This is a genomic window from Mucilaginibacter gynuensis (genome assembly GCF_039541195.1).
Lineage (GTDB): Bacteria > Bacteroidota > Bacteroidia > Sphingobacteriales > Sphingobacteriaceae > Mucilaginibacter > Mucilaginibacter gynuensis.
This window is the reverse complement of the sequence record NZ_BAABFT010000006.1, coordinates 141,814-164,359: the sequence shown is the minus strand read 5'-3', so window position 1 is coordinate 164,359 and position 22,546 is coordinate 141,814. Positions and strand designations below refer to the sequence as shown.

Annotated in this window: 21 protein-coding genes; 18 read left to right on the top strand and 3 right to left on the bottom strand. The window is 43.2% G+C overall.

The window, feature by feature from the left end; all coding sequences use genetic code 11:
- Positions 1-137: 137 nt before the first annotated feature.
- The 8 genes from ABD894_RS13660 (at position 138) to porN (ending at position 7,845) form a co-directional block, all read left to right on the top strand.
- Positions 138-755 carry a DUF2975 domain-containing protein gene (locus ABD894_RS13660; RefSeq protein ID WP_345211605.1) on the top strand — a complete coding sequence of 206 codons (618 nt, stop codon included), beginning with the start codon at positions 138-140 and terminating at the stop codon, positions 753-755.
- A gap of 2 nt (positions 756-757) precedes the next feature.
- Positions 758-979, top strand: coding sequence for a helix-turn-helix domain-containing protein (locus tag ABD894_RS13655; protein WP_345211604.1), 222 nt, complete (start codon positions 758-760; stop codon positions 977-979).
- 92 nt (positions 980-1,071) lie between these two features.
- A complete protein-coding gene (locus ABD894_RS13650; RefSeq protein ID WP_345211603.1) occupies positions 1,072-2,043 on the top strand; it encodes a DUF4271 domain-containing protein in 972 nt (323 codons plus the stop codon).
- A 36-nt stretch (positions 2,044-2,079) separates the two neighbouring features.
- The gene (locus tag ABD894_RS13645) at positions 2,080-2,838 is read left to right on the top strand and encodes a uroporphyrinogen-III synthase (protein ID WP_345211602.1); all 759 of its coding nucleotides are present in this window, start codon (positions 2,080-2,082) and stop codon (positions 2,836-2,838) included.
- A gap of 259 nt (positions 2,839-3,097) precedes the next feature.
- Positions 3,098-4,399, top strand: coding sequence for a T9SS ring complex lipoprotein PorK/GldK (gene porK / locus ABD894_RS13640; RefSeq protein WP_345211601.1), 1,302 nt, complete (start codon positions 3,098-3,100; stop codon positions 4,397-4,399).
- Between the two features lie 51 nt (positions 4,400-4,450).
- Positions 4,451-5,257, top strand: a complete 807-nt coding sequence (gene porL / locus ABD894_RS13635; RefSeq protein WP_345211600.1) for a type IX secretion system motor protein PorL/GldL — start codon at positions 4,451-4,453, stop codon at positions 5,255-5,257.
- A 55-nt stretch (positions 5,258-5,312) separates the two neighbouring features.
- Positions 5,313-6,845: a type IX secretion system motor protein PorM/GldM gene (gene porM, locus ABD894_RS13630; protein WP_345211599.1), complete on the top strand. Its 1,533-nt coding sequence runs from the start codon at positions 5,313-5,315 to the stop codon at positions 6,843-6,845.
- Positions 6,846-6,855: 10 nt separating this feature from the next.
- On the top strand, positions 6,856-7,845 hold the full coding sequence (gene porN / locus ABD894_RS13625) for a type IX secretion system ring subunit PorN/GldN (RefSeq protein ID WP_345211598.1): 990 nt from the start codon (positions 6,856-6,858) through the stop codon (positions 7,843-7,845).
- A gap of 293 nt (positions 7,846-8,138) precedes the next feature.
- Here the strand turns inward: porN and uvrC are convergent, their stop codons facing one another.
- The 3 genes from uvrC to porW all read right to left on the bottom strand — a co-directional run bounded on the left by uvrC (position 8,139) and on the right by porW (position 15,188).
- Positions 8,139-9,971, bottom strand: a complete 1,833-nt coding sequence (gene uvrC / locus ABD894_RS13620; RefSeq protein ID WP_345211597.1) for an excinuclease ABC subunit UvrC — start codon at positions 9,969-9,971, stop codon at positions 8,139-8,141.
- A gap of 90 nt (positions 9,972-10,061) precedes the next feature.
- Positions 10,062-12,302: a transglycosylase domain-containing protein gene (locus ABD894_RS13615; protein WP_345211596.1), complete on the bottom strand. Its 2,241-nt coding sequence runs from the start codon at positions 12,300-12,302 to the stop codon at positions 10,062-10,064.
- Positions 12,303-12,305: 3 nt separating this feature from the next.
- On the bottom strand, positions 12,306-15,188 hold the full coding sequence (gene porW / locus ABD894_RS13610) for a type IX secretion system periplasmic lipoprotein PorW/SprE (RefSeq protein WP_345211595.1): 2,883 nt from the start codon (positions 15,186-15,188) through the stop codon (positions 12,306-12,308).
- 79 nt (positions 15,189-15,267) lie between these two features.
- Between porW and ABD894_RS13605 the strand changes: the two genes are divergently transcribed.
- The 10 genes from ABD894_RS13605 (at position 15,268) to ABD894_RS13560 (ending at position 22,320) form a co-directional block, all read left to right on the top strand.
- The gene (locus ABD894_RS13605) at positions 15,268-15,498 is read left to right on the top strand and encodes an AtpZ/AtpI family protein (RefSeq protein WP_345211594.1); all 231 of its coding nucleotides are present in this window, start codon (positions 15,268-15,270) and stop codon (positions 15,496-15,498) included.
- Between the two features lies 1 nt (position 15,499).
- Positions 15,500-15,874, top strand: a complete 375-nt coding sequence (locus ABD894_RS13600; RefSeq protein ID WP_345211593.1) for a hypothetical protein — start codon at positions 15,500-15,502, stop codon at positions 15,872-15,874.
- Positions 15,875-15,894: 20 nt separating this feature from the next.
- A complete protein-coding gene (gene atpB / locus ABD894_RS13595; RefSeq protein ID WP_345211592.1) occupies positions 15,895-16,974 on the top strand; it encodes a F0F1 ATP synthase subunit A in 1,080 nt (359 codons plus the stop codon).
- A gap of 47 nt (positions 16,975-17,021) precedes the next feature.
- Positions 17,022-17,234 (top strand): ATP synthase F0 subunit C, encoded by a 213-nt coding sequence (gene atpE / locus ABD894_RS13590; protein ID WP_345211591.1) that lies wholly within the window; start codon positions 17,022-17,024, stop codon positions 17,232-17,234.
- A gap of 94 nt (positions 17,235-17,328) precedes the next feature.
- Positions 17,329-17,826: a F0F1 ATP synthase subunit B gene (gene atpF, locus ABD894_RS13585; protein ID WP_345211590.1), complete on the top strand. Its 498-nt coding sequence runs from the start codon at positions 17,329-17,331 to the stop codon at positions 17,824-17,826.
- A gap of 48 nt (positions 17,827-17,874) precedes the next feature.
- The gene (gene atpH, locus ABD894_RS13580) at positions 17,875-18,426 is read left to right on the top strand and encodes an ATP synthase F1 subunit delta (RefSeq protein ID WP_345211589.1); all 552 of its coding nucleotides are present in this window, start codon (positions 17,875-17,877) and stop codon (positions 18,424-18,426) included.
- A gap of 35 nt (positions 18,427-18,461) precedes the next feature.
- Positions 18,462-20,036: a F0F1 ATP synthase subunit alpha gene (gene atpA, locus ABD894_RS13575; RefSeq protein ID WP_345211588.1), complete on the top strand. Its 1,575-nt coding sequence runs from the start codon at positions 18,462-18,464 to the stop codon at positions 20,034-20,036.
- 87 nt (positions 20,037-20,123) lie between these two features.
- Positions 20,124-21,023 carry an ATP synthase F1 subunit gamma gene (gene atpG, locus ABD894_RS13570; RefSeq protein WP_345211587.1) on the top strand — a complete coding sequence of 300 codons (900 nt, stop codon included), beginning with the start codon at positions 20,124-20,126 and terminating at the stop codon, positions 21,021-21,023.
- Positions 21,024-21,201: 178 nt separating this feature from the next.
- On the top strand, positions 21,202-22,083 hold the full coding sequence (locus tag ABD894_RS13565) for a DUF4349 domain-containing protein (protein ID WP_345211586.1): 882 nt from the start codon (positions 21,202-21,204) through the stop codon (positions 22,081-22,083).
- 48 nt (positions 22,084-22,131) lie between these two features.
- Complete coding sequence (locus ABD894_RS13560; protein WP_345211585.1) at positions 22,132-22,320, top strand: hypothetical protein; 189 nt, start codon at positions 22,132-22,134, stop codon at positions 22,318-22,320.
- Positions 22,321-22,546 lie beyond the last annotated feature (226 nt).

The window sequence follows — 22,546 nt, the reverse complement described above, 5'->3', positions numbered from 1 at the left end:
AATAGCACTGGTTAGGTTTTGGATGATTAAAAGTAAAATAAAAAAGCAATACCGTTCGATTCTTTTTTCAATAAATATTTATTGATATTCAATAAATATTATTACGTTTACATAAAATCAAATCACACACATAGAAGATGAAAATTTTAGGTAAAAACTCGCTATCTGCAATAATCGCAGTGATCATTAATTTTGTTTGGTGGTTGGAATGGGTTGCCGCGGGCATATTCCTTATTCTGTTTTCTATATCTGGCCACATCAGGGGTGGTTATGTATTAAAAATACCTATAACTTTTTCTGAAATCACCACAAAACAATTGCATCCTTTTAATACACATTTTCCTGTAGGAATATTAAATGCTACAAATGCGGTTTTGGGCTTAAGTGTAAAAGCAAACTGGCAAAATATAGCAATGCTATTAATTGGCTTCGGTATCATATTCGCCACTGTTGTAATTATCACTTACCAATTAAAAAAGATCTTTCTTAATTTCAAACAAAACCTTCCGTTTAATCACCTTAACATTATCCGCATTAAAAATATCGCTTATGCACTTTTGGGTTACTCTTTTCTGCAATGGCTATTTGTAGTTGCATCATACCAAATATTGAACATAACCTACAACACCGGCCATGTAGACTTTCAATATGATTTTACTATAAGTTATGCAATTATGGGTATCGTGTTAATTATTGTTGCAGAAATATTCAGGCTTGGCCTCGAATTGGAAGAAGAAAAACAGCTAACTATTTAAGGATGGGCATAATTATCAATCTTGATGTAATGATGGCTAAACGAAAAATGTCGTTAAACAGCTTGTCGGATGAAGTTGGCATCACCTTATCTAATCTCTCTATATTAAAACAGGGGAAAGCGAAAGCGATACGCTTTAGTACGTTAGAAGCTATTTGCAATGCTTTAAAATGCCAACCCGGAGATATTTTAGAATATCAGGCAGATGAACCGTCAGCGATATAATAAATGACGTAATTACCCCTTCAATATTAAATACAAACCCCAAGGCTAACATATATTTGATTAAATTTGCACCGTAAAACACAAGGGCTTAAATGCGGTTAAGGGTTATTCTATTTTTACTGGGCATATTATTCTGCGGCGGCGCTTTGGCGCAGGATTCTGTGATAACCGAAGAGCCGGTATATACCGATACCGTTTATCGCCCCAAACAATTACCCTTTCTTGATTCGGTAGCTCAGGCAAACCGGTTGCAGGAAAAGCGCATCTCTGATTCACTGGCCCTGGTGTTTATTCAAACGCCTGATCCGGCACGCAAAAACCAGTATGTTGATAGCCTTTTGCACAGTACCAACCGCAATATCTGGGGCATTGAAGAAACATCCGAAAAAGCGAAGAGATACCTGGGCATCGGGCACCCCCGCAAGCATCGCGATAGCTGGGTAATTGCGGTTATTACGGGCCTTTTGCTCTACACCGCGTTTTTGAAACTTTCGCTCCCTAAAGACGTCAGCAAGGTTTTTCAGTCATTTTATAACAAACAAATTTTATCGCAGGTTGATAAAGAAAACGGGCTGCTAAGCTTTTGGGCTTTCACCGGCCTTTTCCTGCTTTTTAGCACCACAGTGGGCTTTTTACTGTACGAACTTTCGGTTTACAACGAGGTATATTACAGCGTGAGCGGTTTCCGGCTTTTTACGTCTATTACTGTTGCAGTGCTGGCGCTGTTCGCGGTTAAATTCATGATACTCAAATTCTTAGGATTTATTTTCGATATTGGCAATTTGGTAGATCAGTATGTAACTTTATTGTATTTCACATATTTTAACGTGGCTTTTGTGCTGCTGCCGGTGGTAGTTTGCCTTGTACTGGTGAGCATTCATTTAGTGCCGGTTATATTATTAATTGCATTATTGGCATCGGGCGCAATATTAGTTTGGCTTTACTTGCGTAACAGTGTAAATATTATTTCGAATTTTCGATTTCCGAAATTTTATTTAATTCTCTATCTTTGTGCCCTCGAAATTTGCCCCATTTTAGTTTTATTAAAGGCACTCGATATATAGTAATAGTAGTTAACAGGTAGTTATTAGGAACCGATTTTGGAAGATAGAAAGAAAAGGGTTAAAAGCATTTTGGTTACATTGCCAAAACCCGAAAATGATAAGAATCCATACGCAGAACTGGCTAAAAAGTTAAATCTTAAGATTGATTTCAGGTCGTTCATCCACGTTGAAGGTGTTCCTGCAAAGGATTTCCGTAAGGACAAGATCAACCTGGGCGATTTTACCGCTGTAATTTTCACCAGCCGCAACTCGGCCGATCACTTTTTCCGCATTTGCGAAGAAATGAGGTTTGAGGTACCTGTTGAAATGAAATACTTCTGCCTGTCAGAAACTATCGCACTTTACCTTCAAAAATATATCCAGTACCGCAAAAGAAAGATCTTTTTTGGTAAGCAAACCGCTACCGATTTGGCCGAGGTTTTAAAGAAACATTCGGGCGAAAAGTTCCTTTACCCATGCTCTGACGTGGCTGCTGAAGAAACCCAGAAATTCCTTTTGGAAAACGGTTATAACTTTACCCCTGCCGTACTTTTCCGTACCGTATGCAGCGACCTATCTGACCTTGCCGAGGTATTTTACGACGTTATCGCGTTCTTTAGCCCGTCGAGTATCCAGTCGCTTTACAAAAACTTTCCGGATTTTAAACAGAACAATACCCGCATAGCCGCTTTTGGTGCAACAACGCACAAAGCAGTGCTCGAAGCTGGTCTTATTCTGGATGTTCCGGCTCCTACACCCGGCGCTCCATCCATGACAATGGCCATTGAACAGTACTGCAAGCTGGTAAATAAATAAATTGCCCCTCAATTTATTTAACTTTTTTGCAACCTTTCAACTTGTTTATGCGTTAATAGTACTCCTTGAAAAGCTACATGATAAGTATTTAGCTGCAAGGGGGTTATTATTAACTGCAATTAACTTTTAAATTACTTTAATAGTTTATATTGCAGCCTGTAACATACGTTCATAAAATGTTTTTTTTGTTTGATTAGCCAAAGTTTTATCTTAGGCCAATCTATTTATGTTATAGCATCTAACTGAACTTGATTTGAAGATGAAGCAGATATACTTTTTAATTGCGGTTTTGGCCGGAGGCATTTTAAGTGGTTGCCACAACGGAGGTGGCGGCGAAGTAACCGGGGTACCGCAAAGGTCATTCAGATCTGAAGTCCCGCTGAACATGGTTTATATACCCGGCGGTTCCTTTTTAATGGGGCAAACCGATCAGGATGTTACCTTTTCGCAGATAGCGCAAACCAAACAGGTAACCGTATCGCCGTTTTTTATGGATCAAACGGAGATATCTAACACCCAATACAAACAATACGTAAACTGGGTGCGCGATTCGATAGCCATTGTAAACTACCTGGCCGATCAAAAATATTTCATTCAGCCCAAAGCAGGCAGCGGCGCTACAGGTCAAAAATTCATTAACTGGGATTATGTACGCAAAAACCCGGTTTGGAATTTCAGAAAAGGCAATAACAATGCCGCCAAACTGCAAACCATGTATTACCAGGGGCAGGATCGTATTTTCGACCGTAACGAGGTTGATGTACGCTTGTTGAAATACAACTATGCCGTAATGGGCTTACGTGGCGCGGCCAACAACAAAAATAATAAAGACATGAAGCGTTCGGATTTCATTTTACGTGATACCGTTAACGTTTACCCCGATACACTGGTTTGGTTAAGCGATTTCGCTTATGCCGCCAATGAGCCTATGGTTGAAGGCTACTTTTCGCACCCGGCCTTCCGTAACTACCCTGTAGTGGGTGTTACCTGGCGCCAGGCCCGTGCCTTTAACGTATGGCGCACCCGCTTTAATGATTCGTATAAAGATTCTCGTGGTTTACCGCACCGTTCGCCGTACAGCCTGCCTACCGAGGCGGAGTTTGAATACGCGGCACGCGGTGGCAGGATAGGTACCAATTACCCTTGGGGCGGCCCTTACATTAAAAACGCCAAAGGGTGCCTGATGGCCAACTTTAAACCCGGTCGTGGTAATTATACGGATGACGGCGGCGCTTACACCGTGAATGTACGCTCTTACTTCCCTAACGATTACGGCTTGTATAACATGGCCGGTAACGTAGCCGAGTGGACTGCGTCATCTTACGACCCATCATCATCATCATTTGTGAGCGATATGTCGCCAACGTTTAACTACGAAGCTAAACCAAGCGACCCTGAAATATTAAAACGTAAAGTAGTTAGAGGTGGCTCATGGAAAGATGTGGGCTATTTTCTGCAAAACTCAACCCGTACTTACGAATACCAGGACACTGCTAAATCTTACATTGGTTTCCGTTGCGTAACTCACTATGTGGGCCGCGATATCAGGGACAAACGCTAAAAGAAATTAAGAAACACCACATTTTTAATTAAATACAAAACACTACTACTTATGGCTGGAAAGAAAAAACCTTTCGGAATTGATAATATCATCTCAATAGGTGCAACCGTTGTAATTATCGGTCTGCTATTTAAAATAAATCACTATAAAGGCGCTGAATACCTTATCGCTATCGGACTTGGTGCTGAAGCTGTACTATTTTTAATTTTAGGTTTACAAAGAGATACAGAAGAAGTTGACTGGACACGTGCCTATCCTGAACTTGCTGATGACTATAATGGCGAACTGCCTAAAGTAGCAACCCCACGCCAGGTAAGCACAGGGACTAATTTTTCAAACACTGCCGCTTTAGATAAAATGTTGACCGATGCCAAAATTGGGCCTGAACTGATCAGCAGCCTGGGCGATGGCTTAAGAACATTTGGTGATAAAGTGAGCAGCATATCAAAGGTTGCCGATGCCGGCGCCGCCACTACTGAATTTGCTACCAAAGTTAAAAGCGCAAGCGCAAGCTATGATAACCTGAGCGTTGCTTTTGAAAAAGCATCAGTAAACTTAACCGAAATGGCTAACTCAAATACCGATTCAAAAGCCTATCACGAGCAAGTGAACAATCTGGCTAAAAACCTATCGGCTTTGAACGCTGTTTATGAACTTGAGTTGCAAGATTCAAGCGCGCACCTGAAATCAATGAATACGTTCTATCATAACCTGTCGCTTACCATGCAAAACTTCAACGAGTCGCTTGATGATTCTAAGCACTTTAAAGAAGAAGTTGGCCGCTTAGCTAAAAACCTGGCGTCGTTAAATTCAATTTACGGCAACATGTTAACGGCTATGAACCAGCCCCGCGTTTAATTTTTGCCGGTAATTAACAGGATTTTTTGATAACTATACATAACAAATAGAGCACATGGCCGGAGGCAAACAAACCCCCAGACAGCGGATGATAGGTATACTGTACCTGGTACTATTAGGCCTTATTGCGCTAAACGTACCCGACAGTTTACTTGACGCGTTTAAAAATATAACCGACAGCTTAGATAAATCAACAAGTAACGTTACTACCAGCATACAAAACACTTACACCGCTTTTGAGCAAACCAAACTTAAGGAACAACCTGAAAGGGCAAAACCGGTTTATGATAAAGCAAAAGAAGCAAGCCGTATAGCTGATGACCTTAACAAGTTTGTTGAACAACTAAAAGCTAAATTAATTGAAGAAGGTGGCGGCATTAATGAAACCACCGGTGATGTTGATAAACGCGATAACCTTGATATTTCTCCGCGCGTAATGATCACTGATAAAAATGCAGATCTATTACGTACAAAAATAAATGAAACCCGCGAAAAATTAATAGGGTTGCTTGATGATAAAGATAAATCAGGCATCAACTTCTCATTAAATGCAGCCGACCTGCCTAAACGTGGCGGCGGTACAAAAAAATGGGATCAGGCAAACTTTGGTGATGGTATCCCATTGGGTGCAACCTTAACTACATTGGCCAAAATACAAGCCGATACAAAAAATGCCGAAAATGAAGTTGTAAAGAAAATATTAGGCAAGGTAGATCAGGCAGTAGTGAATTTGGATAAATTTTCGGCTGTAGCAGTTGCACCGTCAAGCTATGTAATAGCAGGGCAGCCCTATACTGCCGAGGTATTCCTTACCGCGTCTGATTCAAAATCGAGCCCGGCTATTTCAGTTAACGGCAGCAGCCTATCGGTAACCGATGGTAAGGGTAAATACTCAGTAGGTACCGGTAAAGAAGGCGTGTTTACATGGGTGGGTAAAATAACCGTTAAACAAAACGACGGTACCATGAAAACCTACGAAACACAACCTCAAAAATACACCGTGGCCCGTCCGTCGGCAGTGGTATCGCCTGATAAAATGAATGTTTTATACATTGGCGTACCTAACCCTGTTTCGGTATCGGCACCGGGTATTGCAACTAACAGCATTAAAGTAAGCATCAGCGGCGGCTCAATCAGCGGCTCAGGTGGTCACTATACAGCTAATGTTAGTTCAATAGGCAATGCTACTATAACCGTTTCGGCAGAAACCTCGCCGGGCAAATCGCAGGTATTGGGTAGCACATTATTCCGTGTAAAACGTATCCCTGATCCGAAAGCGCAGTTTGCTGGTAAAAGCAGTGGTAGCACCAGCGCGGCCAACATACGCGGACAAGACAGAATTTTTGCTAAATTGGAGAACTTTGAGTTCGATGCCAAGTTTAATGTAACCCGCTTTAGCCTGTTATTGGCAAAACCAAGGCAGGATGTAATTATCCTGAGCACATCGGGTAACGAATTATCAGGCCAAATGAAAGCGGCATTGGGTACGGTAACACCGGGTACTAAAGTTATTTTCAGTAACATAGTAGCTGTTGGTCCCGATGGTACGCAACGCGGCCTCGATGATATAATTATTTCGGCTAATTAAGAGTAGAGATATGAAGAAGAGTATTTTAGTTATTGTGTTATGCCTGGCCTGCGTGGCCTCGTCGTTCGCACAAAAACGCAGCACCAAACGTAACAAAACAACCAAGTTTAAAACAACTACTACAAGGAGGCCAAAAACCACCAGCCCAGTAGTTGATAACGCGGCGCTTAGCCAAAAACAAACGTTAGCACCGGTTGATACCACGCCGGTAAAACAGTTTGACAGGCCGATGGATGGTTATTACACCAAAACCAGCATTACCTCGGTGAGCAAAAAAGCTACGCCATACCCTGCTTTAAGGGAGGCTGATGTGGTTTTCGCTAAACGTGTTTGGCGCGAAATTGATGTGCGCGAAAAGATGAACCAGTATCTGGCTTCGCCAAAATCGCGCCTGATAGATGCTTTGCTTACTGCTATTGATAACGGCGAATTACAGGCATACGATCCAAGCCCGAACCCTAAACAGAATGATCCTAATGGAGATGCTTTCTCTACCCCGTTGAAACCGGGCCAGGCACGTTCAAGGATGGCCGATAGCAGCATGGTTGATCAGTTTGATAAGGATGGCAACAAAATTGGCTCAACCTTTAAAGCCGGCGAATTTAACCCGGATAGTGTGGTTAAGTTCAGGATTAAAGAAGATTGGATATTTGACAAACAACGCTCAGTATTTGAGCCGCGCATTGTGGGTATAGCACCATTAGTGAAACCAAAAGCCGGTGGTTTAGACTTGGGTTATCAGCCTGCGTTCTGGGTATACTTCCCGGAGGCTCGTAACATACTGGCCACTAAGGAAGCAGTTAGCCGCAACAGCGATGCCACGGGTTTAACCTTTGATGATTGCTTTAACAAAAGGATCTTCTCCAGCTACATCGTTAAAGTATCTAACGATAAGGACGAACGTATAAAAGATTATGCACAAGGCATAGATCAGCTATACGAAGCCGAAAGAATAAAGAAGAACCTAATGGACTGGGAACTTACTTTGTGGGAATACTAACCAAACTCTATATATGCCCCGTTTCCTAAAAGGGCTAAAGAAACCCGATCAGTTAAACTGATCGGGTTTCTTGTTGTAGAGGGAGGATGGTTTTTTTATAAATAAAACCTTTTTGTCCTGTCATCCTGAGGAACGAAGGATCTAATAAATGATTGACAAGAATAATGTATAATAGATTCTTCGTTCCTCAGAATGACAGGGTGTGTAATGGAAGAGGTCACTAAATAGTGACCTCTTCCATTGGTTTTCTAAATCTTGATTCTTGAATCTAAACTCTTGATTCTAAATAGCAGCTATTCCTGCTCTTCAAAAGCTCCGCCCTCGATTGGTTCGGGATTAAAATAACCCAATATGGCTTTTGCCTGTTTCAGGTTAACTACTTCCATCAGTTCGTCCTCTTTGGCTTCGCGGATTTTTTTGACTGATTTAAAGTATTTCAGGAGCTTCTCGCTGGTAGTTTTGCCTATGCCCTCTATCAGTTCCAGTTCGGTGACCAAAGTGCCCTTATCGCGCTTTTTGCGGTGGAAGGTGATACCAAAACGGTGGGCCTCATCGCGCAGGTGCTGGATCACTTTCAACGTTTCCGATTTTTTATCAAGGTACAGCGGATACTGATCGCCGGGATAATACAACTCTTCCAGGCGTTTGGCTATACCGATCACCGTTACCTGCTTATCTATGCCCAGTAAACGCAGGCTTTTTAAGGCCGATGACAGTTGCCCTTTGCCACCATCAATAATGATGAGTTGCGGCAGTTCTGTCCCCTCATCAAGCATACGTCGGTAGCGGCGGTGTACGGCTTCTTCCATAGTGGCAAAGTCGTTAGGTCCTTCTACCGTTTTCACGTTAAAGTGGCGGTAATCCTTTTTGGATGGCTTGCCATCCCTGAAAACTACAATGGCAGACACCGGGTACTTGCCCTGAAAGTTGGAGTTATCAAAACACTCGATATGGCGCGGCAGCTGGTTCATCCGCAAATCTTTCATCATTTGCGTTAGCAGGCGCTCTGTACGTACCTCCGGGTTCAGTTTTTCATACTGGTCTATCTTTTCCTTTTTAAAGAACTGTACATTCTTTTGCGACAGGTCGAGCAGTTTGCGCTTCTCGCCCAGCTTGGGTACGGTAAACTTTATCGAGGCATCGTCAAGGTCTATATCAAAAGGCACAATGATCTCGCGCGACTGGCTGTTGTACCTGCTCCTGAACTCGGAGATAGCCAATGTAAGCAGCTCCTCGTCGCTTTCGTCAAGGCGTTTTTTAAGCTCTATGGTTTGCGTTTGAATGATAGTACCATTCATCACCTTCAGGAAGTTCACAAAGGCGTATTTCTCTTCAGATGCGATGCTGAAAACGTCCACATCGGTAATAGATGAATTTACTACGGTCGATTTACTTTGGTATTTCTCCAGCAGGTCGTACTTGCGTTTCAGTTTATGGGCCAGTTCAAAGTTCATCTCTGTGGCAGCCTTATCCATTTCGGCTTTCATAGAGCGCACTACAGCCCCTATTTTACCATTTAGGATATTGGTGATCTCCTCAATGCTATTATCGTAATCATCCTCCGTTTGGTAGTTTTGACAGGGACCTTTGCAGTTACCCAACTGGTACTCCAAACAAACTTTGAACTTGCCTTTGTCAATATTTTCTCGCGTTAGCGCAAGGTTGCAGGTACGCAGCGGATAGGTTTCTTTAATGAGCCCCAATATGGTATGCATCATACTCACCGATGCATACGGCCCCAGGTATTTTGAACCATCGCGAACGATGCGGCGTGTCCAGTATATGCGCGGGAAGTTTTCGTTCTTGATGATGATCCACGGGTAGGTCTTATCATCCTTCAGCATTACGTTGTAGCGTGGCTGATGCTTTTTGATCATGCTGTTTTCCAGCAGCCAGGCATCTACCTCGGTATCAACAATGGTAAAAGTAATGTTGCGTATTTTAGATACCAATACCCGTGTTTTGGCATTTACGTTGGTATCCTTATTAAAATATGATGTTACACGGTTGCGCAGGTCTTTAGCCTTGCCTATGTATATCAGTTCCTTCTCATCGTTCCAGAATTGATATACACCGGGCTTGTGCGGCACATTCTTTAAAGCTGCCCTGTAATCAAATCTCTCCATACCCCCTAACCCCCTGAAGGGGGAATAAGTTTAATAATATTTTATAATTAATCAGCGTCTATTCCGCAGCATATAAGCTTACGGAAGCGCTTAAAATTCCAGTTTTTCGTCTACCTCGTTAGTGCCTTGCTGCTGCTCGCTGTAAGCACCGCAATTGATCTGGATATTCACACCCGACTTAGGCGGATCAAAATCAACGTTTTGCTTAATGCCGAGCGCCTTGTTGGCATATACCTTTTGCATATATAAGGCAAACACAGGCAATGCCGAGTTAGCGCCTCCCCCAACTTTAGTACTGTTAAAGTGGATGGCGCGGTCTTCGCAGCCTGTCCACACGCCGGTAACCAGTTGCGGGGTAACGCCTATAAACCAGCCATCGGAGTTATTTTGGGTAGTACCCGTTTTACCGCCGATAGGGTTATTTAATTTATACTTATAACGCACCCTCGAACCTGTACCATCTTCTACCACGCCTTTCAGCATATAGGTCATTACGTAAGCGGTTTGCTCGTTAAGCGCCTGCCTTATGTTGGTATGGTGTTCGTATAATACGTTTCCGTTCTTGTCTTCAATACGCAGCAGGTAAGTTGGCTCCGTCCATAAACCGTGATTGGCAAAGGCCGAGTAAGCGCCCGTCATATCGTAAACCGATGCGTTGAACGTACCCAAACAGATAGCCGGATAAGGGCCAATATCGGGACTGGTGATCCCCATCTTTTTGATCAGCTCCATTACCGGCAGCGGCTTCACCTCGTTCATTACATAAGCGGTTACGTAGTTTTGCGAGTAGGCCATAGCCTTGCGCAGGGTGATTGTGCCCGGCAAAGTACCTTCAGGTGATGAACCGGGAGTCCATGGCTCGCCGTAACCTGTAATGGTTACCGGCTCGTTCGGGATCTCCATACATGGCGAATATCCGTTTTCAATAGCTACCGCGTAAGTGAACGGTTTTGCCGTCGACCCCACCTGCCTGGTACCCATTTTTACCTGGTCGTATTTAAAATGCTCAAAATTGGTACCGCCCACCCAAGCCTTTACATAGCCGGTGGTTGGATCCATACTCATCAGCGCGTTGCGCAGTAAAAGCTTGCAATACACTATCGAGTCGATAGGTTTCATTACCGTATCTATATCGCCTTTCCAGGTGAACAGGTTCATTTTTACAGGCGTATTAAAGTCCTGCTGAATTTCCTCGTCGGTTTTACCTTGCAGCTTTAATGATTTGTAACGATCTGTACGGTACATACCCTGATCTAACAGTTGCTTAAAGCTCGGGATCTTTTTCCAAAGGCTTTTACCTTTCCATTGCGCATTAAATTGCGCTTGCAGGCCACGCATGTATTCCTTTTGCGCCTCCTCGGCGTAGCGCTGCATGGTGGCATCCAGCGTGGTGTATATTTTCAATCCGTCGCGGTCAAGGTCATACGGCGTGCCATCGGCCTTGGTAATGTTCTTATCGACAAACAATTTTTGGATCTCTTTTTTAAGCACCGCCCTGAAATATGGCGCCGAGCCTTCGTTATGATTGATCTTTTTAAACTGCAAACCAAGCGGCTTTTGCTTAAACTCATCCACCTGCCCGTCGCTTAAATAACCCATTTCCTGCATGCGGCGCAATACCAGATTACGGCGGTTAAGGGCGTTTTCGGGGTGATTAATGGGCGAATAAATACCCGGCCCATTCACCATACCTACCAACAAGGCAGCCTGATCGGGCGTTAATTGCTCGGGCGTGGTATTGAAATAGGTAATAGCGGCCGATTTAATACCGTATACATTGTAAGCGCCAAAATCAACCGTGTTGAGGTACATGGTGATGATCTCTTCTTTAGTATAATGGCGTTCAATTTTAACAGCGGTTATCCACTCCTGCATTTTTTGAACAATACGTTTCAGCGGGTTATGCGCTCTTTCGGAGAATAAGTTTAGTGCTAATTGCTGGGTAATGGTACTCCCCCCTTGCTTTTTACCTATCAGGTTATAAAATATAATACTGAACGTACGGTTAAAATCGATACCCGAGTGCTCGTAAAAGCGGCTATCTTCGGTTGCTACCAATGCGTTAATTACGTTGGGAGAAATCTCTTTATAAGTTACGTTCGACCGGTTTTGGATAAAGTAAGTACCCAGCAATTGCTTGTCAGACGATATTACCTCTGATGCCAGGTTACTTTTAGGATTTTCCAGATCGCGGAAGGATGGCAGTTCGCCAAAAATACCGAACGCGGTAAGCAGGAACATGATAACAACAAATGAAAAGCCGGCAATTACAAAACGCCATATATACCAGTTGTATCTTCTTGTATCCTGTGGTGAAAGTTTAACGATCATTTTTTAAAAATTGTCCTGATAATACTCAACGTAATTATCCAATGTTTTCTTGTCTGTTAGTTTATCCAGATTTTGCTGCGTGATGATAAAGAAACTGTATTTTTCCTTCGGCACCTTCATAATATCCGGCATCAAAGGTACAATAGAACGGGCATAAATTTTAACGGCCTCCAAACTATAAAAACGCCCTACAAAAATCAACTGGTTATTGGCCCCAACATCCTTTAACTGGTGCTTAATATCTACCCCCTGGTAGCGCGAGCGGTTAAACTGCCCCACCCCAAAACGCGACGATGATAAACTTGTTCTGTTATCGGCCACATTGATCACAAAATAGTAATTGGTTTTATCGGCCTCGGTAAACGGATAAGCCTTTTTAGGCTTCGCCGGAGCATTTGCAGCGCTATCAACCACCGGCTTATTCCCGGCAATTACAGGCACATCAGCAGGTTTACTATTTACCGAATCAGTTGCCGATCTTTCTATCACCGGCCTGTCCAATGCTTTCACCTCGCCTAATGTAAGTGGCTTAGCCTTGTTTACCGCGGCAGCACTGGGCTGTTTTTGTTTAGCGCCTTCTATCGGTTTTTCTATCCGCCGCTCGGCCACTTGTGCAAATTGGGGTTGCAAAGGTTCAATTGGTGCCTGCAAGAATGGAATATAATCATCATCGAGCAGGGCGAAACGGCGCGCAGCAATTTCGGCGGTATGGCTTTCAATAAAGGCAAGATGTTGCTTAACCAGCGGCGTTACCAATTGATCATCGGGATATTTATTAACCTCGGCTATCAGGTCGGCCTTAAATGGCGGCAGTTTTACCTGGTGCCCGTTGGCAATGATCTTCAGGTATTCTAACTGTGATGATAGTTTATTGAGCGGATATTGCTGCAGCAACATCTCCGCCTGCTGTATCACATCAGTATATTTTCTTTTCGCGTAAAGGTCGTATACCTGGTTGTACAGGGCATTAAACTCGGCATCGGCATCGCTGACGTGTTTGGCATATTCCGGGTCGAGTATTACCTTGGCGTATGGGGTATCGCCATACTCTTTCAGCAGACGGTTCTTGTAATCTTCGGCCTTGGCTACATCAATATCGCTGTACAAACGGTACAGGTTATAATATATAGATGATTTATTAGGATGATCGGGGAATCGCGCCAGCAACAGTTCGTAATTAGCGATAGCTTCCTTTTTATCCTCCAGTATATCCCGGTAAAAATTACCGATATCGAGATAGGCATTATATATCTTCAGGTTCGATTCCAGCATCTGATCTTCCGTATACGGAATGCTTTGCACCAGTTCCTGCCGGTAGTTGCTGTTAGATACCGTTTGCACATCCTTTTGCGCGCTGGTGTTCACCACCGCGTCGGGGTCGTTAGTAGTATTGTTCACCGTGAGGTTGCTGTTACTGCGCTGACTTCTTCTCCAGTTATCTTCGAGCCTGCGGTTGCCCCACTTACGCTTGAATACCGAAAAACCCTGACTAACGGCCTTGTTATTATAAAAGTAAAAGCTGTTGCCATCGGGCGTACTGGCTTGCGGATTTTGGGTATAGTCGGCAAGGTTGCCCGGCGTTACGTTATTATTTAACGGTGCCGATACCCTTTGCTGCTGCTGCATGGTGTTGCGGTTCACCATCTCATCAATTTTTGCCTTGCGGGCATCTTCGCTAAGCCCGGCCAGCATTTGCAGGGTATCTTCGTGGGCTATTATCTTCAGGTTATCGGTTAATAGTTGCAGGTTATCGCTCTTCTTTTTAATGGTGATATAACCCGGGTAATTGGGCGACAGGTTAGCCAGCGTGCTATCATAGTACATTTTGGCATTCACGTAATCGGCCTTGTTCTTAAAATAAACATCGGCCAGGCGCAGGTACGACAGGCCTTTTTGATTTTGGTTTTGCAAACTGTATTTGGTTGATAGCTTATAGTTATCTATCGCTTTATCTACATCGCCCTCGGTATAATAGATCTGCGCTATCTGGTAATAGATCTGGTCGGTAAATTCTTTATTGTTTTGATTTTTGAGCAGCGACCGCAGCCTGTCAACCCGGCTGATCTTAATGCCGTCGCGCTTGTCTTCAATACGTATCCGGTTCAAATCGGCATTAAAAGCCATCCCAAACGACGCGTTACTGCGCACAATTCGGGTATAGTTGGCAATAGCATCGGCAGGTTTTTGGTTCAGTTCCTGTAGTTGAGCTAGTATGAACGTCCACCGTAAGCGCTGCATGGTGCTGTTGCTGTACTTAATAGCGTTAACGGCCATTTGCTCGGCATCGGCATACTCCTGTGCCACAATATCGTATTGCAGTTTGGAGGCATACACATCGGCAGTAATATTTTTTTTAGGGTTGATGTTTTGAATGGCAGTATCTAATACCAGTTTGGCCTGTTCCTGCTGTTTAAGGTATAGTAATGCCCGGGCTTTCCAAACCAAAGCCTCCTGTACCAGTTCGGGCTTTTCGGTATATGACCTTATCACATAATCAAAATACTCTACCGCGTTAAAGTAGTTACTGCCTAAATAATTGGCTTTGCCCAACACCAAGTAGGCATCGCCGAGGTAATTGCTTTGCTCCTTAAAGTTAATTATGGTTTGCGCTTTTGAAATGGCCGCGGCTAAATCTTTATCTTCGCCGGTAACGGCCGCGGTATCCTGGTAAACGCTTAGTATTTCGGTGTAGTTGTCAACAAAGCTGGCCGCGTAGGCATCCTGCTTTTGTTTGAGGATCTCACGGGCGTTAAACAGGATATTATAATGAGCGGTAAGATTTTGTAAGCGACGATTTAATCCGCTTTTTTTTTCGAGAGAACAGGCCGCCAGTAGCAAAATGACGATCAAAAGGCTAAAACGGCGTAGGGTAGAATAGATGCTCACGTTCCTCAAAATAATTCCGGTTTTTTAAAAGCTTTGCTAAATTAACAAATACTATACAATAGGTTTAATAAATTTGCGCATGGCCCAAAATGAACAAAAAGGAGGCGACAACCTTAATAAAGCCGCCGGCGGCTACGCCAAATACACCGGTTTGGCAGTGCAAATGATGGTTATTATTGGCGGTTTTGCCTACGCAGGCTACAAAATTGACCAGGCAAATAACCATAAGGTGCAATGGGTTACCGCTGTGCTTGCCCTTGCCGGGGTTTTCATCTCGCTGTTTTTGGTTATAAAAGCTGTTAAAAATTAATATGTACCGCACCCTTATATCCTTCCTTTTTTTTAGCGTACTACTGGCCCTGCCACCACTGGCACTTACTTATACGGGTAATGCAAAATGGGTGTTGCCGCAATTTTGGGGCATATTTATTTTATTGACAGCATTAACGCTCATCCTGATAGTTTCGGTAGCGGTAATACAAAAAAGGCATCCCGAAATGTATGCACAAACCTTTTTAATATTCACTATCATAAAAATGATAATGGGCATGGCGCTGGCCTTATTACTGGTATTAAAAACCAGTCTTGACCGCAGCGTATTTATGGTCAATTTCTTTTATGTATATTTTCTAAATACCGGCTTTGAAGTTTATGTTTTGTTACGTAACTTGCGCAACCAAAATTAAAAGTAAAAAACACTCATTTAATGGATTTTAGCCACATTTTGAACTCAAAAAAAATAGCTTTAAGCCTCGTTTTAGGCGTTTTTTTGTCTTTTTGCACTTGTAAAACTTTTGCGATACAGGAAGAACATACCGCCGAACATGCTACCGAGACCAGCCACGAAGAAAAATTTAACCCGAGCAAAACCATACTTGAGCACATAGCCGATTCGCATTCTTTCCACATTTGGGGACATCTATCTGTACCATTGCCGGTGATACTTTATACCGACAAAGGCGTTGAGTTCTTCATGTCGGATGTTTTTGGCCATGAGGGTGAAGAAAAGCATCAGGGTAAGTACTATACTTACGCTTTGGTACACGACAAAATTAAGGCGGTTGATGAAGCCGGCGCAATCAATGAATCAGCCAAGGTTTATGATTTTTCATTCACCAAGAACGTTGCTTCTATGTGGCTGTCAATCATCCTGCTGTTCATCATTTTCTTTAGCGTAGCATCTACCTACAAAAAACGCGTAGGTAAAGCGCCTAAAGGCCTTCAATCATTTTTAGAGCCTATTATTGTGTTTGTACGCGATGATATTGCCCGCCCTAACATCGGTTACAAATACCAGCGCTTTATGCCGTTGCTGTTAACAATGTTCTTCTTTATCTGGATCAACAATCTTATCGGTTTAATTCCTTTCTTCCCGGGAGGTTCAAACTTAACAGGCAATATATCATTAACGCTGGTAATGTCGGCCATTACATTAATTGTGGTAAACGTTAACGGTAATAAATACTACTGGAAACACATCTTTTTACCTGATGTACCATTTTGGTTATACCCAATTATGTGGCCGGTAGAGTTGATCGGTATCATATCAAAGCCATTCGCATTGATGATTCGTTTGTTTGCTAACATTACAGCAGGCCACATCATCGTATTGAGCTTAATATCGCTGATCTTCGTATTCAAAAGTGTTGCTATAGCACCGGTTTCAGTTGCATTCGTTGTGTTTATGGATGTACTGGAGTTACTGGTTGCCTTGTTGCAGGCTTTCATATTTACACTGCTTACCGCGCTGTTTATAGGTACTGCCGTTGAAGAGCATCATCACTAAAATTTGTAAATAACTATATATTATATATTAACTTTAAATTTAAAACAATGATTGGAAGTATCGCTGCAATTGGTGCAGGTTTAGCAGTTATCGGTGCCGGTATCGGTATTGGTCAGGTTGGTGGTAAAGCAATGGAAGGTATTGCACGTCAGCCGGAAGCTGCTTCAAAAATCCAAACTGCAATGATCATCGCTGCCGCTCTTATCGAGGGTGCTGCTTTGTTCGGTGTGGTTGTATCATTCCTGGGTTTAGGTAACTAATCCTTCCCGGAAAAACTTATAACCGTACCCGGAGCGATTGGCAACAGGTACGGTTATTTTAACATTTAACTTTAAAAAACTATATATACAAGGAATGAATCCATTAGTTACCCCTGAGCTTGGTTTAGTAGTTTGGACGACCGTATCATTCGCGATATTGTTCTTCTTACTGGCAAAATTTGCCTGGAAACCAATCATGAGCGCTATTGATGACAGGGAGCGTTCAATTGAAGATGCTTTGTTAAAAGCAGAAGCCGCTAAAGATGAGATGGCCCGCCTAACCAGCGAAAACGACTCGTTAATTAAACAAGCACGTATTGAGCGTGACCATATATTACAGGATGCCCGCAAGCTGAAAGATCAGATTGTGGCTGATGCCAAAGAGGCTGCACAAAAAGAAGGTGCACGCATGATTGAGCTTGCCCGTGTTGAAATTAACAACCAGAAAGCTATCGCGATGGCTGACGTTAAAAACCAGGTATCTGCTTTATCACTGCAAATTGCCGAAAAGGTATTACGCAAGCAGTTTGAAGATCAAAGCAAACAGGATGCCCTGGTTGCCGACCTGTTGAAAGAAATCAATTTAAAATAATACAATTTCGGAACTTCGAACATCTGAAAACCGAATAAAAAGCAAAGCATGTCAGAATTAACAGTAGCATCCAGGTACGCCAAATCACTCATCGACCTTGCCACCGAGCAAAACGTTGTTGAGGAGACAAAAGCCGATATGGTTTTCTTTCTGAAAGTATTAAAGGAAAATACGCAGTTAAATGCTGTTTTAGGTAACCCTATTGTTTCGCAAAGCAAAAAAGTAAGCATTGTTGATGCCATATTTGGCGGCAAGGTGAGCAAGCTGTCTATCAGCTTTTTCAACATCATGATCAACAAAGGCCGCGGCGAAGTTTTATTAACCACCGCTAACGAGTACATCAACCTTTATAATCTTAAAAAGAACATTATAAAGGCTACTGTAACCTCGGCAAGCCCGCTTACCGAAGCTAACAAACAAAAAATGATAGCTGATGTACAGGCGGCTACAGGCAGCAACAGCGTAATTTTAGATGCTAAGGTTGACCCGGCTTTAATTGGTGGCTTTGTACTAACCGTTGGCGACAGGCAAATTGATACCAGCATAGCCAGCGACCTTAAGAAACTGAAAACCGAATTTGCCCAAGCGGCAATTCAATAATTAAAATCTCAAAAAACTCTAAAATAAGTTAAAAAATGGTAGAGGTAAGACCAGACGAAGTATCAGCAATTTTGCGTCAGCAATTGGCAGGCTTCAAGTCAGAATCCGAATTAGAAGAAGTAGGTACCGTACTGCAAGTAGGTGACGGTATCGCACGCGTTTACGGATTAACAAAAGTACAATCAGGTGAGCTGGTTGAGTTTAATAATGACCTGCAAGGCATTGTACTTAACCTTGAAGAAGACAACGTGGGTGTGGTATTGTTAGGTTCATCTGAAAACATTAAAGAAGGCGATACTGTTAAACGTACCAACAAAATTGCTTCGGTAAATGTTGGTGAAGGCATGCTTGGCCGCGTAGTGAATACCCTGGGTATTCCTATCGATGGTAAAGGCCCTATCGCCGGTACTACTTACGAGATGCCTCTGGAGCGTAAAGCACCGGGTGTTATCTACCGTCAGCCGGTTACCGAGCCCCTGCAAACAGGTATCAAAGCTATCGACGCCATGATCCCTATCGGCCGTGGCCAACGTGAGCTGGTTATTGGTGACCGTCAAACAGGTAAAACCGCTGTTTGTATCGATACCATTATCAATCAAAAAGAATTTTATGATGCCGGTCAACCGGTTATCTGTATATATGTTGCCTGCGGACAAAAAGCATCAACAGTAGCTAACATTGTACGTACGCTTGAAGAAAAAGGTGCTATGCCTTACTCTATAATCGTTGCGGCAAACGCTTCTGACTCTGCTACCATGCAGTTCTTTGCTCCTTTCGCGGGTGCTGCTATCGGCGAGTACTTCCGTGATACAGGTCGCCCTGCTTTGATCATCTATGATGATCTGTCAAAACAAGCGGTGGCTTATCGTGAGGTATCATTGTTACTACGTCGTCCACCGGGCCGTGAGGCTTACCCTGGTGACGTATTTTACCTGCACAGCCGTTTATTAGAGCGTGCCGCTAAGATCAACGCCAATGATTCAATTGCCCAGGCGATGAATGATTTGCCGGAGTCTATCAGGAGCATCGTTAAAGGTGGTGGTTCATTAACCGCTCTTCCTATCATCGAAACTCAGGCAGGTGACGTATCAGCATACATTCCAACCAACGTAATTTCAATTACCGATGGTCAGATCTTCTTGGAATCAAACCTGTTTAACGCGGGTGTTCGTCCGGCTATTAACGTAGGTATTTCGGTATCACGTGTGGGTGGTAACGCGCAAATCAAATCAATGAAGAAAGTTGCCGGTACCTTAAAGCTTGACCAGGCTCAATACCGCGAATTAGAGGCCTTCTCTAAATTCGGTTCTGATCTTGATGCTTCTACCAAAACCGTACTTGACAAAGGCGCGCGTAACGTAGAAATGCTTAAACAAGGCCAGTACTCACCGGTATCAGTTGAAAAACAAGTTGCCATCATTTACTTAGGTACTAAAAACCTGATGCGTAACGTACCGGTGAACAAGGTAAGAGAATTTGAAACAGAGTTCACCAACCAGTTAGAAGCTCGTCACCCGGAAGTATTAGCCGGCCTTAAAGCAGGTAAATTTGACGACTCACTTACCAGCGTACTGGAAACAGTAGCTAAAGAACTGTCAGGGAAATATTAATTAGTTATGTGTGGCCAGGTTCGAGGTTCGGGGATTCAGTAATTCACCCACCACTCGAACCAGGCCCCACACCACCCAACAATAAGAATGGCTAATTTAAAAGAAGTAAGAAACAGGATAGTATCAGTAGGCTCAACGCAGCAGATCACCAAGGCTATGAAAATGGTTTCGGCTGCTAAGCTTAAACGTGCTACCAACGCTATTATACAATTACGTCCGTATGCTAATAAGCTGAAGGATCTGTTGGCTAACCTATCGGCCGGTTTAGAGGATGGTTCATCGCCATATCTGCAAGAGCGCGAGCCGGTACGTGTACTGGTGGTTGTAATATCGTCAAACCGTGGTTTGGCCGGTGCTTTCAATACCAATGCTATTAAAACCGCCAACAACCTTATTGCAGAAAAATACAGCGAACAACTGAAAGCCGGTAACGTATCAATCATTGCTATCGGTAAAAAAAGCCAGGAGTATTACCAACGCCGTAAATACAACGTTATTGGTAACAATAATGACCTGTACCTTGATCTTAACTTTCAAAATGCTTCAAAAATAACCGAAAGCATTATGAAAGGCTTTTCTGACGGGCAGTACGATCGTGTTGAATTGGTGTATAACCATTTCAGGAACGCGGCAGTACAATTTCAGATAGCCGAGCAGTTATTGCCTGTGCCAAAAGCTGAGGTTGCTAAAACCGAGATCAAAGAAAAAGGTATACAACAGCAGGTTGATTACATTCTTGAGCCATCGAAAGAAGAAATTGTAGAGCAATTGATCCCTAAGAATATCAAGATCCAGCTTTACCGCGCGATATTGGATTCGCACGCGTCTGAGCACGGCGCCCGTATGACGGCTATGGATAAGGCTACTGAAAACGCAGGCGACCTGTTGAAAGCCCTTAAGCTTTCGTACAACCAGGCACGCCAGGCAGCCATCACTACCGAGCTTACCGAGATTGTGAGCGGCGCGGCAGCCCTTTCAAACGGCTAATAAAAAAAGACCAGTTTTAAATTTAATATATAAGGCCTCCTGAATTCAGGAGGCCTTTTTTGTGCTTATTATTTTACGCTGTAAATGAGCCTGTTATTTGTAACATTTATGCTGACGTGGCGGTGCTAAGGTTACCTTTTTCAATACGCCGGTATTAATAACAAAACCAACTAACATTATGAAAACCAGTATTTTATTTATACTGCTCTCCGGAGCGGTGCTGCTATTCTCATGCAAAAATTCTGCTGAATACAAGGCGCTGAACAGCAACAGCAGCGACACCGCATTGGTAGCCGCCGACAGCGCCACATCTACCCAAAACAAACTGATAAAAACGGCCGACATCTCTTTTAAAGTAAAGGATGTAACGCAAACGGGCGAGCGTATATCAGCCCTGGCGGCACATTACAACGGCATGGTAACGCATCATCAAATGCAGTCGGAAGTAATCCGTAACCGGGATATTGAATTGGGTAACGACTCTATGCGGCATGTATCGGCCTTTAATACAACTGCCGACATGACGGTACGTATTCCATCGCCCAAGCTGGAGGAGTTTATGAATACCGTAAGCCACATGGGTATATATGTAAACTTTCGTAAAATGGATATTGAGGACAAGACCTTAGATTACCTCTCCTCGCAAATGAAGCTCGATAGCCGTGCCGAGCTTGTAAAGCAGCAAAAGAATGGGAAACTGGTGGTAAAGCATCCCGAAGATATCCCGTACTTTAAAGACGAACTGGTTGACGAGCAGATCAACAACCGACGTATTGACGACGCCGTAAAGTACAGCGTGGTTACTATCGGTTTTTATCAAAGCAACACCATTGTGCAGGAGGTGGTAGCTAATGATGATGTTGACAGTTACCATATCCCCTTCCTGAGCCAGATGAAACTTTCGCTGCTAAACGGGCTGGATATTTTTATAACCATTGTAGTAGCACTTACCAATTTGTGGGTGTTTATTTTGCTTGGAGTAGCTGTATGGCTGGCAATAAGGGCTTACCGCAAGAAAAATCCGCTATTGCTGCCTAATAAAACTTTAACAGATGTGTAGCTTTTTCGCTAAACATTTTTATTTTTGCAGCAACAAAATTTCAATATCATGAGTTCATTAGAAAACGCTAACGCGGAAGGACACTATAAATTATTAATTGTTGCTATCGTTATCGGTTTATTCGGAGTATTTTTCCGTTTCGTCGGCGAAACCTCAATCTACTCATGGGTAGCAAACATTGCCTTGGTTATAGGCAGTTTAATAGCATTCAAAGCAGTATTCGCTATACTTAAATAAGCATAGTTGCATTAAAATATCAAAAAGCGCCTTTGTTATACAGAGGCGCTTTTTTTGTGATTGCTGTTTTTGTACCTACGGCCGGAGGTCGGGTAATATTTGCCACTCGCCAGGAGGCGAGCGGCTGTTGGGTCGCTGTCATCTCGACCGTAGGGAGAGATCTTCTTCGGCCTAAAAGTCTGCTATTTAACATAGTGCAGAAGATTTCTCCTCGTTCCTCGTTCGA

What these genes read in the sequence shown, in the direction of transcription:
- ABD894_RS13560 (WP_345211585.1), top strand. Translation starts at nt 22,132, where the DNA reads ATGAGTTCATTAGAAAACGCTAACGCGGAAGGACACTATAAATTATTA.
- porK (WP_345211601.1), top strand. Translation starts at nt 3,098, where the DNA reads ATGAAGCAGATATACTTTTTAATTGCGGTTTTGGCCGGAGGCATTTTA.
- ABD894_RS13660 (WP_345211605.1), top strand. Translation starts at nt 138, where the DNA reads ATGAAAATTTTAGGTAAAAACTCGCTATCTGCAATAATCGCAGTGATC.
- ABD894_RS13615 (WP_345211596.1), bottom strand. Translation starts at nt 12,302, where the DNA reads ATGATCGTTAAACTTTCACCACAGGATACAAGAAGATACAACTGGTAT.
- porM (WP_345211599.1), top strand. Translation starts at nt 5,313, where the DNA reads ATGGCCGGAGGCAAACAAACCCCCAGACAGCGGATGATAGGTATACTG.
- atpB (WP_345211592.1), top strand. Translation starts at nt 15,895, where the DNA reads ATGGATTTTAGCCACATTTTGAACTCAAAAAAAATAGCTTTAAGCCTC.
- ABD894_RS13600 (WP_345211593.1), top strand. Translation starts at nt 15,500, where the DNA reads ATGTACCGCACCCTTATATCCTTCCTTTTTTTTAGCGTACTACTGGCC.
- atpH (WP_345211589.1), top strand. Translation starts at nt 17,875, where the DNA reads ATGTCAGAATTAACAGTAGCATCCAGGTACGCCAAATCACTCATCGAC.
- ABD894_RS13565 (WP_345211586.1), top strand. Translation starts at nt 21,202, where the DNA reads ATGAAAACCAGTATTTTATTTATACTGCTCTCCGGAGCGGTGCTGCTA.
- ABD894_RS13650 (WP_345211603.1), top strand. Translation starts at nt 1,072, where the DNA reads ATGCGGTTAAGGGTTATTCTATTTTTACTGGGCATATTATTCTGCGGC.
- porN (WP_345211598.1), top strand. Translation starts at nt 6,856, where the DNA reads ATGAAGAAGAGTATTTTAGTTATTGTGTTATGCCTGGCCTGCGTGGCC.
- atpG (WP_345211587.1), top strand. Translation starts at nt 20,124, where the DNA reads ATGGCTAATTTAAAAGAAGTAAGAAACAGGATAGTATCAGTAGGCTCA.
- atpF (WP_345211590.1), top strand. Translation starts at nt 17,329, where the DNA reads ATGAATCCATTAGTTACCCCTGAGCTTGGTTTAGTAGTTTGGACGACC.
- uvrC (WP_345211597.1), bottom strand. Translation starts at nt 9,971, where the DNA reads ATGGAGAGATTTGATTACAGGGCAGCTTTAAAGAATGTGCCGCACAAG.
- porL (WP_345211600.1), top strand. Translation starts at nt 4,451, where the DNA reads ATGGCTGGAAAGAAAAAACCTTTCGGAATTGATAATATCATCTCAATA.
- atpA (WP_345211588.1), top strand. Translation starts at nt 18,462, where the DNA reads ATGGTAGAGGTAAGACCAGACGAAGTATCAGCAATTTTGCGTCAGCAA.
- ABD894_RS13655 (WP_345211604.1), top strand. Translation starts at nt 758, where the DNA reads ATGGGCATAATTATCAATCTTGATGTAATGATGGCTAAACGAAAAATG.
- atpE (WP_345211591.1), top strand. Translation starts at nt 17,022, where the DNA reads ATGATTGGAAGTATCGCTGCAATTGGTGCAGGTTTAGCAGTTATCGGT.
- ABD894_RS13605 (WP_345211594.1), top strand. Translation starts at nt 15,268, where the DNA reads ATGGCCCAAAATGAACAAAAAGGAGGCGACAACCTTAATAAAGCCGCC.